The following is a 13536-nucleotide window of genomic DNA, read 5'->3' as shown; positions in this document are numbered from 1 at the left end:
GGTGGCTCAGCGGGTGGTGTCGACGACGAAGGGCACGGAGTGCACGACGCCCTCGACTTGGAAGTCGAAGTACAGCAGATAGCGCCCTGGGGTCGGCACGGACGCGGCGAACGACACGTCAGGGCCGGCCGTCTCGCTGGCCTGCGGCGCGTCGCCCTCGGGGTGCACGTGCGCGTAGCCGAGGTCGCCCTGACGCAGCGCGACGAGGTGGCCGTAGGCGCCGAGGTACGGCTCGAGGCCGGTCACCTCTTCGCCGTCGCGGCTCACCGAGACGGTCAGCTCGGACGCCTCGCCTGCGACGAGGTCGCCGCTCAGCGCGGCCTCGTACCCGTCGGCCTGCGCGAGGCGCGACGGCTGCGGGTCGACCGGGGCGTGATCGCCCGCGACCTGCACGATGCGCGAGAGGGTGACGGCGTCGGATCCGGATGCCGTGAAGTCGGCGTACACGCGGTAGCTGCCCGCGGCATCCCACGACCACGCGATCGACCAGACTCCATCGGCATCGCGTTCAGGATGCACATGGCGGAACTGCGTGCCGTCGGTGCGCACGACGATGAGGTGCAGCTCCTTGTCGTGCTCGGTCTCGTAGGAGGTGACCGCACGGCCGTGCTCGTCGACGATGCGGAACGTCAGCACGCCCTGCTCGCCGGTGGAGGCGGGCGCTGCGATGGCGTCGAGCGTGTACCCGCCATCGGAGATGGTGAGGCCGCCGAGGTGCGCGGTCCCCGCAGAGGCGTGCCCGCCGTGGCCCGGGTCGTCCGTCACGTCGGCGTGGGCCCCTGCTGTGCTGTGCTGCTGCATGTCGGTCTCCTTCTGGGAGGTGGTCCATTCGGTGGCGATGCCCTCGGGCGCGAGCGCGCCCGACAGGGCTGCGGCGACGCCGAACACCGCCACCAGCCCGAGGCCGTACAGGCTCAGGCGTGCCGCGGTGTTCATCAGGCCGACACCGCCCGATACCCGGCCTCGTCGACGGCCGCGATGACGGCGTCGACGTCGATGGGGGCGGCGGAGGTGACGACGAGGCGTCCCGTCTGGGCGCTGACGTCGATGGAGTCGACGCCGGCGATCTTCTCGACCTCTTCACGCACGGACATCTCGCAGTGGCCGCACGTCATGCCGGTGACCTGGAACTCGGTGGTGCTCATGGTGTCTCCTTCTTCGGTGTACCCCCACGGGGTACTGTCACCAGAGTACTACCTGATACCCCCCTAGGGTATTCCCGACCGGAGAAGAGTTCTCAGAGACCGCGTGCGTCGTGATGCATTTCGGAGCCCGACCGCCGCAGAGCCGACCGGGCAGCGGCTTCCGTGCGCGACGAGACGCCGAGCTTGCGCAGCACAGCGGAGACGTGCACGCTCACGGTCTTGATGCTGATGAAGAGCCGATCGGCGATCTGGCGGTTGCTGAGCCCCTCGGCGAGCAGGTCGAGCACCTGTCGTTCGCGCTCGGTCAGCGCGGTGCCGTCTCCGCGCGGCGGTGCGGCGCCGAGCCTGGTGGCGTCGGCGAACGCGGCGGTCTCGCCGCGCAGGCGCGCATGACCGATGCGCTCGGCGATCGCGGTCGCCTCCGCGAGAGCGGACGCGGCGGCCGCGCGGTCGCCGTGCTCCGCCACGAGTGCGCGTGCGAGCTCGAATCGCAGCACCCCCGCGAACACTGCGGGACCATCCGGGTGGTCGGCCGCGGGAAGTGCGGTGCTGAGAGCCGCCGACGACCCGTCGAGCAGGGCCCGCAGCACGGTCGACCATTCGGGCAGCCGGTCACGATAGGGCTGCCACGCCGCATCGATGCGTCCGGCCAGTGCCGACGCCCGCGCGGACTCTCCGCTCGCGCGCAGACCGGCCACGACCACCCCGCCGTCGAGAAGACGGCGCGCCTCGTGCGTGAGCCGCGGGCCTTCGTCGTCGATCATGCGCAGCAGCGTGTCGGCGGCATCCGCCATCCGCCCGGCCCCGATCGCGAGCGCCATCTCGGCGTCGATCAGCGAGTACCAGACCTGACGCTCGATCACTGCGGCGCGCTGCATGACGGGTCGCCACTCGTCGAGCAGCGCGGTCGCCTCGGCGATCCGGCCTCGCCAGACCAGGGCCCTGATGCGCGAGGCCGTGGTGTACACGCGGAAGATGCGGAAGGTGCGCACCACGAGGTCTCTCGCGAGCAGCCCCTCGGCGCGGTCGATCTCGCCGAGCTCGATGAGCGGCTCGACCATGTTCTGGGTGAGGATCGACCCGCTCGTGCGCTCGACCCCCAGCTCGCGGGCGTGCGCGATGCCGGCCTCGGCGACGGCCACGGCGTCGCGGAAGCGGCCGATCGTGCTGAGCGAGTCCGAGTAGTTCACCGAATAGCGCAGCATGGCGGTGTGCTGCGCGGCGTGCTCGCGGGCGACCGCGAAGAACCGCATCGACTCGTCGGCGCCGCTGACATGCAGGTGGCACCCGCCGAGGGTGTTCGCAGCGATGGAGATGACGTCGTCGAGCCCCTGCTCGCGCCCGATGCGCAGCGCCTCGCCGGCAGCGCCGATCGCCTCGTCGAGGCTGCCCTCGACCATCAGGCGCCCGGCGAGGAAGTTCAGCAGCATGGCCCGCAGAGCCTCGTCGTCGACGCCGTTCATCAGCTCGAGCGCCTCGCGCAGCAGGGCGACGGCGCCCGGCCGCGCGAGGTTCTGCAGATACAGGGCCCGGTCGCGCAGCAGCCGCACCCGCACGGCCGTGGGCGTGCGGTCATCGACCTCCGCCATCGCGAGGTCGACCACGGTCAGCGCACGCTCGTCGTAACCGGCGTTGCGCAGGATCGATGCGAGCCGCGACAGCAGGGCCATCCTGCTCATTCCGGTCACCTCGGCGGCATCGGCGACCTGCTCCCACAGCTCCGATGCCAGTTCGCCGTACCGTGCGGCGGTCGAGAAGGCGAAGCTGCTCTTCGCTCGATCCATCGCGGCGATCGCGGCGACCAGCGCTCGGCGTGCGTCGTGCGCCTGATGCCAGTGGAAGGCCAGTGCCGCCTCGTTGCAGCGGGCGCCGCGCTCCTCGAGCGCCTCGGCGTAGGCGCGGTGCAGGCGGGCGCGCTCACCGGGCAGCAGGTCGTCGTGCACGGCCTCGCGCAGCAGCGCGTGACGGAAGCCGTACCCGTCGTCGCGCACCGAGAGCACGGCCCCTCCGAGCGCCTCGCGGATAGCCGCGTCGAGCCGCTCGTCGGCGAGCCCCGCGACGATGCTGAGGAGTTCGTGGTCGACCGCCGCGTCGGACGCCGACACGGTGCGCACCACCCGGCGGGCGTCGTCGCCGAGCGCGTCGAAGCGCACCAGCAGCACATCGCGCAGCGACTCGGGCAGCGGGCCGGCAGCTCCGCACGAGAGCTCTTCGATGAAGAAGGGCACGCCCTCTGACCGCTCCATCAGTCGTGCGAAGGTGGCGTCGTCGGCCGGACCGCTGAGAGCCTCGAGCATCGCCCGCACCTGCACGGCGTCGAGGCGCTCGAGAGTGATCCGCTCGATGAGCCTGGCCCGCTCTGACTCGACGAGGAAGGTGCGCACGGCCCCTCCGCGGCGCACCTCGTCGACCCGGCAGGTGAGCACGAACAGGATGCGACTGCCTGCGAGTGCGCGCTGCAGGAACGACAGGGTCGACAGAGTGGCGTCGTCGGCCCAGTGCAGGTCTTCGACGACGACGACGAGCGGATGCCGTGCCGCCGCCGCCTCGAGCACGTTGGCGATCGCCTCGCGCAGACCCTCCGGCCCCGCCGTGCGGTCGACCGGGCCCTCCCCAGCTCGGGCAGCAGCAGCCGCAGCGCCGTGCGGGCGGGCCCCGCGGACTCCGCCGCGTCGGCGCCCAGCGCCGCGAGAGCCCCACGCAGGATCGAGGGCAGCGGCGCGTACGGGGCCGGCGTCGAACCGTAGTCGAGGCACCAGCCGGTCAGCACGAGCGCAGACTCAGCCATCCGCCCGCGGAACTCGCGCAGCAGCCGCGACTTGCCGATGCCCGCCTCACCGGCGACGAGGACCGAGGCGGCCTCACCCGCCGCCGCACGCCGCAGCGCGGCGTCGAGCAGCTCGAGCTCGGCGTCTCGGCCCACCATGTCGGCGGTCGACGCGATGAGGGACATGCTCTCATCGTGCCACCGACCGCCGACGTCGGGGACGGTCGCCGCGAGCGTCACGCTTCGAGCGGAACGCAGCGGGCACCCGTCACGCAGGGCGCCTCGGCCGGCGCGACGGGGCGGTTCTGCTTCGCAGGCGCCGCGCGGCGCAGCATCCGGGTCAGCAGGCCTTCGCGCGCCACGATTCGGGACGGGTTCTCGGCGACGATCCTGCGGCGCTCCGCCGCCTGCGCGATGCGCTCGATCTCGACGGCGCTGACCTGGTAGGTGAGGTAGGGGTGCTCGTACATGGGATCTCCTCTTTCGATGCATCCCTACACTCCTCGCTGAGGGGGAGCGGATGCATCGGAAGGAATCCCTATTCCGAGAAGGCGGAGGCCTCAGATCACGAGCCGATGAACTCCTCGACCTCGCCGTACTCGGCTGCCTCCCTGATCTCGACCGTGCCGCCGAGGCGGTCGGTGTCGAGCACGGTGAGCTCGTTCTCGCCCTCGCGCCAGAGCGGGCCGGGCGCGTAGAGCGTGGCCTGAGGGCCGCGATCCCACAGACGCCCGAGAAGGAATCCGTTCAGCCACACCATGCTCTTCGCCGAACCCGGCAGCGCGATCCAGGCATCGGCAGGGCGTGAGACGGTGAGGGCTGCGGTGGCGAGCCCTGTTCCATCGGCGGCGCCGATGACGGACGGGGCCGCATCGTGCGGAAGCACCCGGTGATCCCACCCGTGCACGTAGCGGCGTCCGTTCAGCACCACGCCGCGCAGGATGCCCTTGTGCTCGCCGGTGAGCGGACCGTAGTTGATGCGGCCGAGGCTCTCGACGACGATCGTGAGCCGGCCGGCTCCTCCCGCCGCGGGCAGGGCGACGACGTGCTCACCATCGTGCTCCATCACGCCGACGCGCTCGTCGTCGATGAAGACGACGGCTCTGTCGCGCAGCCCGAGGACGGACAGCGTCGAAGAGGGCGCGAACGACAGCTCGGTCTCGTAGGCGACGAGTCCGTCCTCGGCGCCGAGCTGCTCGAAGGTCAGCGGCTGCGCCGACCTCTGCGCCACCGGCTGCGCTCGCGCGACCTCGAGCAGCGAGGCGGTGGGCACGAGCGGGGCGGATGCCGCGGGCTGATGCTCGGGCGCATCGGGGACCGGCGGCAGCTCGCCCCCGTGGAACGGTGCGAACACCTCCCGCAGGGCCAGGAACTTCTCGTTCACCGATCCGTCCTCGCCGATCGGCGCGTCGGAGTCGTACGACGTGACGGTCGGCTGGATATGGGTGCCGTCGTGGTTGGCACCTGCCCACAGACCGAAGTTCGTGCCGCCGTGCGCCATGTAGATGCTGACCGATCCGCCCGCGTCGAGCAGCTCGCGCACGGTGGAGATCATGCTGTCGGCCGAGCGCACGTGGTGCTTCTCACCCCAGTGGTCGAACCAGCCGCCCCACAGCTCGCTGCACATGAGGTGATGATCGTCGCGGCGCAGCTCGGCGGCGGCCTGCACCCCTGTGCCGAATGTGAAGGTGCCCATCACGCCGGGGATGCTGCCGTTCAGCACCATGTCGGCCGTGGTGCCGTCTGCGGTCGTGAGCAGCTCGACCATGCCGCGCGAGACGAGCGCGTCGCGCTGGTGGGTGAGATAGTCGGCATCCGATCCGAACGAGCCGTACTCGTTCTCGACCTGGATCAGGCGGATGGGACCGCCGTGCGCCGCCTGCAGCGGCGCCAGCTGCGGGATCAGTGCGTCGTACCAGCGGTCGACCGCCTCGATGAAGACGGGGTCGCTCGTGCGCACGGCTGAGGTGCGCGCAGAGAGCCAGAACGGGATGCCCCCGTTCGACCACTCTGCGCAGATGTACGGGCTGGGGCGCACGTACACGTCGAGACCGACCTGGCCGGCGAGGCGGATGAATCGCGCGACGTCACGCCAGCCGGTGAAGTCGACCTCGCCCTCGATGCGCTCGTGGAAGTTCCACGGGATGTACGTGTCGACGGTGTTCGCCCCCATCGCCGCCAGGCGGCGCAGCCGGTCCTCCCACTGGTCGGGGTGGATGCGGAAGTAGTGCACGGCCCCCGAGAGGATGCGGTGCGGCTCGCCGTCGCGGAGGATCTCACCGTCGCGCCAGGTGAGAGAGGCGGATGCTGGGGACATGCGGGTTCCGATTCGCTGCTGGGGATCAGGGGATGTTTGCGATCACATTACCGCACAGAGTCGGGCTCAGAGCCCCGATATTCCGCGGAGATACCGTTACCATTGCCGCATGTCACCCCGCCGCCAGAGCGCCGATCGCGCACCGAATCAGATCGATGTCGCACGGGTCGCCGGCGTCAGTGCGCAGACTGTCTCGCGTGTGCTCTCCGGTCACCCCAACGTGCGCCCCGACACGGCGCAGCGCGTGCATGCGGCGATCGAGACGCTGGGGTATCGGATCCACGCGGCCGCCGCGTCGCTGGCATCCGGGCGCACGCGCATCCTGGGCATGATCGTCGTCTCGACCGACCGCTACTCGTCGGCGGCCCTCGGGGCCGGCGTCGAGAAGGCCGCGGCAGCGCACGGCTACACCGTCACCACCGCCTCGGTGGCCGACCACTCGTCGAGCTCGGCCTTTCTCGAGGCGTTCGACCGCCTCGAACGCCAGGGTGCCGAGGGCATCGTGCTGGGCGTTCCTGTCGAACTCGACAGCCCCGCCATGCGCGCCCGCACCGAGCGCACGCCGTCGACGCGCAGCGAGGTGGCCTCGCTGCAGCCGGACGCTCCGCTGCTCGTCGACCAGCACGCGATCGGGCGCCTCGCCGTCGAGCATCTGCTCGACCTCGGCCACCGCACCGTCTGGCACGTCGGCGGCGACGAGTACTGGATCGAGGGGCGTCACCGCCGCGAGGCGTGGGAGCAGGTGCTGAGCGAGAGAGGCATCGTGCCGCCGCCGGTGATCCCCGGTGAGTGGACGCCGGAGTCGGGCTATCGCGCCGGGCGCACCATCGCCGCCATCCCGGACGCGACGGCGGTGTTCGTGTCGAGCGACGAGATGGCGTTCGGACTGATCCGCGCCCTGCACGAGGCCGGCCGCCGCGTGCCCGAGGACGTCTCGGTGGTGAGCGTCGACGACATCGCCCTCGCCGCCTATGCCTCGCCCGCACTGACCACGGTGCGCCAGCCGTTCGAGGAGATGGGCAGGGCGGCCGCCCTGCGCCTCATCGCGCACATCGAGGGGACCGACGCCCAGGGTGTGTCGGATCTGCATCCCGAGCTGGTCATCCGGGCATCCACCGCCCCGCCGCGCACCTGACTCGCCGCGCCGACAGACAGAACGAGGGGGCGGATGCCCGGGCATCCACCCCCTCGACGTGACCCGACGCCTACGACGCGCAGACCAGCTTCGCGTCGGCCCAGTCGGCGTGGTCGCGGTAGTTCGGGCCGTTGGTGTCGACCGCCAGCTCGAGCACCTCGACGCCCGTGACGTCGACCGAGATGGCCTTCGCCGAGTCGGCCCAGGTGATCGAACCGGTGTCCTCCAGCACGTCGCCGTCGCCCAGCACACGGAAGATCACGTCTCCCTCGCCCTTCTCGTCCTTCGAGTCGTCGAGGCCGACGCTCGCGGTGAAGGTGCTGCACTGGCCGCCGAGGTACACCTTCACCGATGAGTCGGCATGCGTGCCCAGGCCCTTCGCGAAAGTGACGCCGCCGATCGTGAGGGGCGAGCCGTCGCCCGATGCGTCCTCGCCGTTCGACATGTCGCGCTCGACAGGGCCCCAGCCGTTCGCCTCGCTGACGAAGGGCAGGTCGCTGATGTACACGGTGCCCTCGGGGGCCGTGCCCGTGCCGCCGCCGGTGCCCCCACCCGGGTTCGCGACATCGCCGCACTCGAAGGTCGCGTCGGCCCAGTCGGCGTGGTCGTTGCCGTTGCCGTCTCCCGCATCGCCCGCCACGAGCTCGACGTACTGCCCGCCGGTGATGTCGGCCGACAGGTCGAAGGTCGCGGTGGTCGCCTTCATGACCGGCGAGGTGACGACCGTGCGGCCGTCGACCTTCACCGAGAACACGACCGAGCCGCGGGTGGGCTGCGCGTCGTCGATGCCGACCTTCGCGGTGAACGCCGTGCAGTAGCCGCCGAGGTAGTACCTGATGCTGCTCGGTGCGTGGGCTCCGAGACCCTTTTCGTACGTGACGCCGTTGAGCGTCAGCGGCTTGCCGTCGCCGATGCCCTGCTCGCCGTTCGACATGTCCCGCTCGACGGGACCCCAGCCGTTGGTCGCGCTGACCCAGTCGTGGTCGCTCGCGAACACCGTGTTGGTCGGCGGCGCGGGCAGCGTCTTGACCGCGGTCGTGCCGGTGACCGTGCGCGGGCCGATCGGCTCGACCGTCGTGGTGTAGGTCGCCGTGACCCCGATGTCGTACGAGCCGTCGGCGTCGGCCGGAGCGGTGATGCTCCACTCGGTGACGAGCCCGCCCTTGGCCTCGACGGTCGTTGCCGTCGCGGGGGTGGTGGCCTCGGCCGTCCAGCCCTCGGGCAGGTCGAGCGAGACCGCCACGTCGGAGATCGGCGCGCTCTCGTCTGAGGTGAAGGTCGTCGTGAACGGCACGGCCCTGCCCTGCTCGATCACGTCGACGTCGAGTTCGCCTGCGATCTGCGCGCAGGCGGGGATGGCGTCGGATGCCCCGAGATCCTCGACGAGGAAGTCGTCGAGAATGAGGTCGGACGCCCCGTCGCCGATGCGCTCCAGTCCGACGAACGTGTCGCCGCACGGGCCGGCGTCGATGATCTGCTCGAAACGAGTGGTCTCGTGCACCTCGCCCAGGCCCGTTCGCTGAGTGACGCGAGGCCCGGTCGTGGAGTCGTAACCCGACACCCAGGCGTACTCACCCGCCTTCGTGGACTGGTGGTCGAACGACACCCGGTAGCGGTGCCCTGCCTCGAACGGCACCGAGTACTCGGTGGTGCGGTAGACGAGGCCGGAGTTCTCGTCGTGCGCCATCAGCGACCAGTCGCCGTTCAGGATGTTATCGATCTTGCGACCGTTCCAGCCCTTCTGGGTGAAGTCGTTGCGCTTGGCGATGTGGGTGCGCGGGTCGGTGGTGCCGCCGGCGTTGCCCTTGAAGAAGGGCCCCCATCCGGCATCCACGTCCTCGAAATCCTCCCGGGCGATCACGTCGCCCGCGAGATCGGGGGCGGCCGACTCGATGATGCGCACGTCATCGACGCGCACGGCGGCGTCGCCGTCGCCGGTCCTGATCGAGAGCGTCGGGCGGACGCCGTCCGCAGGCACGGTGAAGTGCACCTTGAGGCGCTGCAGGGTGGTGCCGTTCCACTCGTCGGAGGCCATGTAGTTGACCGCGTTCGACGAGTCGATGCTGACGCTCGCGTCCTTCCCTCCAGGCACCGAGACGCCCAGCGTCGTCGGGCGGGTCTTGCCCCTGTCGACGCCGACCCAGGCGCTCGCGGTGTACTCGCCCGCAGCGAGCCCGCCGAGACGCTGCTGGACGGATGCCTCGCCGGCGCCGAGCAGAGCGGAGCGGCGTCCGAGCGAGTCGCGCTCGATCGTCACGTCGCCCGCGGGGTTCCACACGGCGAGCGAGGTCTCGTTGAAACCGGGGTCGACGACCGGAGTCCCCTGGCCGAACCGGGTCTTGCCGGGAAGGCTGCTGCCTGCATCCGCCTTCTTGCCTGCGACCAGCACATACGGCTGACCGGCCTTCGCGTCGATCGTGACGGCGCCGTTCACGACGGGAAGGTCGGCGATCTTGGTGCGGCCGCCGTCGCCGAGCGAGAAGAGCTGAAGCGAAGAGCTGCCTGCGAACTGGTCGGTGAGGTTCCAGGTGGTCGAGCCCCCGGCGGGGTTGTAGTGGTACAGCTTGTCGATCTTGCCGCCGTCCTTCGACGCCCACGGCAGCAGGTACGAGTCACCGCGCAGCACCTCGTCACCGCCGACCGTGATCGACCGATTCTCGGCGGTGGTGCCCGTGACGCGCACGTCGCCCTCGAGGTCGATCGCCTCGTCGGTCCACCGGGTGATCTCGTGGTGCTGCAGGAACTTCGCCGGCACGTTGGCGGTCCACACGTTGTCAAGGAACGCGGTGAAGTCGTTCTGTCCTGTCCAGCCCTCGAACTCGACGATGTGGCTGGTGCCGAGGCGGGGGTCGGGGTTCCAGACGTCGGCTTCGGTGTTGTTCACGAAGCGCAGGATCTGGGAGTTCACGCCCTTGTTGGTCGAGCCGCCGTAGTTCTCGTCGTTCGCCCAGTGCGACCAGGTGTTGTTGGCTGCGAGCTTGTCGGCCCACTCGGATCCGACCCGGAAGCCGTGTTCTGTGAGCGAGTCCTGGATCGACTTCGCCAGCCAGCCGTACTGGTAATAGACGTCGACGTAGACGAAGTCGAGGTTGTCGTGCGTCGCGTCCGCGAGCTCGCCGATGCGCTCGTCGAGCTGGCCGGAGAGGATGTCGTAGCGCTGGTCGATGTAGTACGACTGGTCGAGCCAGTTCCAGCCCGGCGCCTTCGGGTCCATGATCTCGTCGCTGAACGAGTTCGCCTCGGGGTAGATCTCGGTGGCGTTGATGTGCACGCCGAACGAGGCGTTCCACTTCTCGCCCGCTGCGAGTGCGGCGTTGAGCTCGTCGAGTCCGCCCGCACGCTCGTTGACGTTGTCTCCGTAGTCGGTGTTCGCCGAGTCGTGGCCCTCGCTCGTGTATCCCTTGAGCATGGCCACCTGGCCGAGCCCGTCGGTGTTCAGTGCGATGCGCTTGACGTCGTCGAGGGTGCGCAGGAACGGATGGGTCGCCTGCGAGGCGAAGTTGAACGGGATGTGCGTGATGACGTTGTCGGGCGTCTGGTCGCCCTTGTACGGGCCCACCCGCAGGTCGCGCAGCGCGATGGCGCCGTCCTGCCAGTCGACGGCGCCGTCGCCATTGGCATCCGGAGTGATCGCGACCTTCACCCAGGGAAGATCCTCGGTCTGGGTGCGGTCGGTCTTCGGCGATGCCGCCGGGCGATACAGCCACTGGCCGCTCGAGATACCGATCTCGACGGCGTCGCCGTCTCTGACGGCCTGACGCCAGAAGTTGCCGCCGTCCTTGTTCGCGGGGCCGCTCGACGAGTCGTAGAGCGCATTCGTCGTGAATGCCGCAGCGAGCCGATCGGTGTTCGCGATGACCGTGTTCGACGAGACCGGCTTGGCGTCGAGCGGAGTCTCGGCGGTGAGGGGGATGAAGGTGTCTCCCGAGACCGCGCGGTCGACCGACAGGTTCGCCGCGGCGACGGCGGACCCCGCGTCGGCCGATGAGACGGTGACGAGGTTCTGCCCCGGGATGCGCAGGGTCGTGACCTTCGCGTCGGGATCGACGATGTCGGTGAACTTCAGCGTGACGACGTTCTTCTTGACGCTGAGCCGGGCGGTGAGCGTGACGCCCTCGAGCGCTGTCGGGGAGAGCACGTACTCGATCGTGCTCTTGTCGATCTGCGTGTGCTCGACGGTCACGGGGTGCGCTGTGCCGTTGATCTCGACGCTCGTGAGAGCGATGTCGTTGCCGCGCATGACCGCGCCGCTCGCGCGGTCGGTGTACTGCACGACCTGGGGGAACGCGCTCGACGCATGCACCTCGAGCACGCCGGTGCGCAGCACGATGTTCGAGTCTGCGCCCATGGCGGGGGCTGCGGTGAACGCCGAGAGGCCGGCCGCCACGACTGCGCAGGTGAGGCCCACCCCCGTCCACCGTCGTTGGTTTCTCATTCGCTCGTTCTCCTTCGAATCGGCTGGCGACGGTCACGATGATTCCAGATCATGTTTGCGAAAACAACTGCATTTCTGATCATTTCCAGACATATTTTCGGATGCCGTGAGAACGCAAACAGTCTCTGTTCCAGCCTCTTCGCACCCCGCAGGATGCGAAGAGGGCCCCGATCGTCGATCGGGGCCCTCTTCATCCGCGGAGCACGGGTCAGGGAGTGTCGCCGACCGCGTGCGGGCGCGGGACCGTCAGCATCGCGCCGGTCTCGGTGAACTCCTGCTGGATCTCCTCGTCGTGGCGGTAGGTGACCAGGCTGACGACGACTGCGGCGACCATGGCGAACACGAACGCAGGCAGCAGCTCGTAGAGCCCGGTCTCGAGCGCCTTCCAGATGAACACCGTGGCCGCGCCGACGAACATGCCGGCCAGAGCGCCCCAGTTGGTGAGCTTGCGCCAGAACAGGCTGAGGAGGATGACCGGGCCGAACGCGGCACCGAAGCCTGCCCATGCGAACGAGACCAGGCCGAGGATGGTGTCGTTGGGTGTGATGGCCAGCAGGATCGCGATGACGGCGACGGCGAGCACGGCGATGCGACCGAGCATCACGAGGGACTTCGTCGGCGGCGGGGTCCGTCGGAACACCTTGAAGAGGTCTTCGACCAGCGCCGACGAGCTCACGATCAGCTGACTCGAGATGGTGCTCATGATCGCCGCGAGCACGGCCGCCAACACGATTCCGGCGACGAAGGGGTGCAGCAGCGTCTTCGACATGATCAGCACAACCGTCTCGGGATCAGCGAGATCGATGCCCTTGGCCGCCATGTAGGCGATGCCGATCAGACCCGAGATGATCGCGCCGAACATCGACACCACCATCCATGAGATCCCGATGCGCCGTGCGCTCTTGGCCTGCTGCGGTGAGCGCAACGCCATGAAGCGGACAACGATATGCGGCTGGCCGAAGTAGCCAAGTCCCCAGGCGAGCGACGAGACGATCGCGAGCACCGTTGCCCCCGTGAGCCCGTCATTGCCGAAGAACGACAGGTGCCCCTGCGAGGCGTTCTCGGCGATGAGGCCGCCGGTCTCATCAACGCCGCCGATCGCGATGACGGCCGCGATAGGCACGACGATGAGCGCTACGACCATCATGATCCCCTGCACCACGTCGGTCAGCGACGCCCCGAGGAATCCGCCGAACAGGGTGTACAGCAGCGTGATTCCTCCGACTAGCAGCATTCCAGTGAGGTAGTCGCCGTCGAAGGAGCTCACGAAGAACTTGCCGCCCGCCACCATACCGGCCGAGATGTACAGAGTGAAGAAGACGAGGATCACGATGCCCGAGAGGATGCGCAGCAGGTGGGTCGAATCGCGCAGGCGGTTCTCGAGGAAGCTGGGCACCGTGATCGAGTTGCGGGACACCTCGGTGTAGGCACGCAGGCGCGGGGCCACGAGCAGCCAGTTCAGGTAAGCACCGATCGTGAGCCCGATCGCGATCCAGGCCTCGATGAGGCCCGAGAGGTAGATCGCGCCGGGAAGCCCCATCACCAGCCAGCCCGACATGTCCGACGCGCCTGCGCTGAGTGCGGCGACCCACGGTGGGAGGTTACGCCCGCCGAGCATGTAGTCCTCGTGGTCGGTCGTGCGCTTGTAGGCCAGATAGCCGATGGCCAGCATCGCCGCAAAGTACAGGCCGAGCGCGACGTAGATGAAGATCTGATCGGACATCGTCGTCCCTTCTG

Annotated in this window: 8 protein-coding genes and 1 pseudogene; 1 reads left to right on the top strand and 8 read right to left on the bottom strand. The window is 69.3% G+C overall.

What is annotated here, in order from left to right; genetic code table 11:
• Positions 1 to 6: 6 nt before the first annotated feature.
• From FVO59_RS06820 to FVO59_RS06800, 6 genes and pseudogenes are all read right to left on the bottom strand, one after another.
• Positions 7 to 936: a DUF8832 domain-containing protein gene (locus FVO59_RS06820; RefSeq protein WP_182255965.1), complete on the bottom strand. Its 930-nt coding sequence runs from the start codon at positions 934 to 936 to the stop codon at positions 7 to 9.
• On the bottom strand, positions 936 to 1145 hold the full coding sequence (locus FVO59_RS06815) for a heavy-metal-associated domain-containing protein (protein ID WP_182255963.1): 210 nt from the start codon (positions 1143 to 1145) through the stop codon (positions 936 to 938). Before FVO59_RS06815 ends, FVO59_RS06820 begins: the two co-directional genes overlap by 1 nt.
• Positions 1146 to 1237: 92 nt before the next feature.
• On the bottom strand, positions 1238 to 3901 hold the full coding sequence (locus FVO59_RS06810; RefSeq protein WP_182255961.1) for a helix-turn-helix transcriptional regulator: 2664 nt from the start codon (positions 3899 to 3901) through the stop codon (positions 1238 to 1240).
• Positions 3850 to 4071: pseudogene (locus FVO59_RS16740) on the bottom strand (AAA family ATPase); the annotation flags it as partial. The gene FVO59_RS06810 and the pseudogene FVO59_RS16740, both read right to left, overlap by 52 nt.
• 77 nt (positions 4072 to 4148) lie before the next feature.
• Positions 4149 to 4382, bottom strand: a complete 234-nt coding sequence (locus tag FVO59_RS06805; protein WP_182255959.1) for a hypothetical protein — start codon at positions 4380 to 4382, stop codon at positions 4149 to 4151.
• Between the two features lie 95 nt (positions 4383 to 4477).
• Positions 4478 to 6229, bottom strand: a complete 1752-nt coding sequence (locus FVO59_RS06800; RefSeq protein ID WP_182255957.1) for a glycoside hydrolase family 35 protein — start codon at positions 6227 to 6229, stop codon at positions 4478 to 4480.
• A gap of 109 nt (positions 6230 to 6338) precedes the next feature.
• On the opposite strand from FVO59_RS06800, the gene FVO59_RS06795 reads away from it, so the two are divergent.
• Entirely contained in the window at positions 6339 to 7364 is a 1026-nt protein-coding gene (locus FVO59_RS06795) for a LacI family DNA-binding transcriptional regulator (protein WP_182255954.1), read from the top strand.
• Between the two features lie 70 nt (positions 7365 to 7434).
• On the opposite strand, the gene FVO59_RS06790 is transcribed toward FVO59_RS06795, so the two are convergent.
• Together FVO59_RS06790 and putP are read right to left on the bottom strand one after the other, a co-directional pair.
• On the bottom strand, positions 7435 to 11799 hold the full coding sequence (locus FVO59_RS06790; protein WP_182255952.1) for an endo-alpha-N-acetylgalactosaminidase family protein: 4365 nt from the start codon (positions 11797 to 11799) through the stop codon (positions 7435 to 7437).
• A gap of 208 nt (positions 11800 to 12007) precedes the next feature.
• Positions 12008 to 13522 carry a sodium/proline symporter PutP gene (putP, locus tag FVO59_RS06785; RefSeq protein ID WP_182255950.1) on the bottom strand — a complete coding sequence of 505 codons (1515 nt, stop codon included), beginning with the start codon at positions 13520 to 13522 and terminating at the stop codon, positions 12008 to 12010.
• Positions 13523 to 13536: the final 14 nt, after the last annotated feature.

The sequence above is a fragment of the Microbacterium esteraromaticum genome, from assembly GCF_014084045.1.
GTDB lineage: Bacteria > Actinomycetota > Actinomycetes > Actinomycetales > Microbacteriaceae > Microbacterium > Microbacterium esteraromaticum_D.
This window is presented reverse-complemented; position numbering and strand designations above follow the sequence as displayed.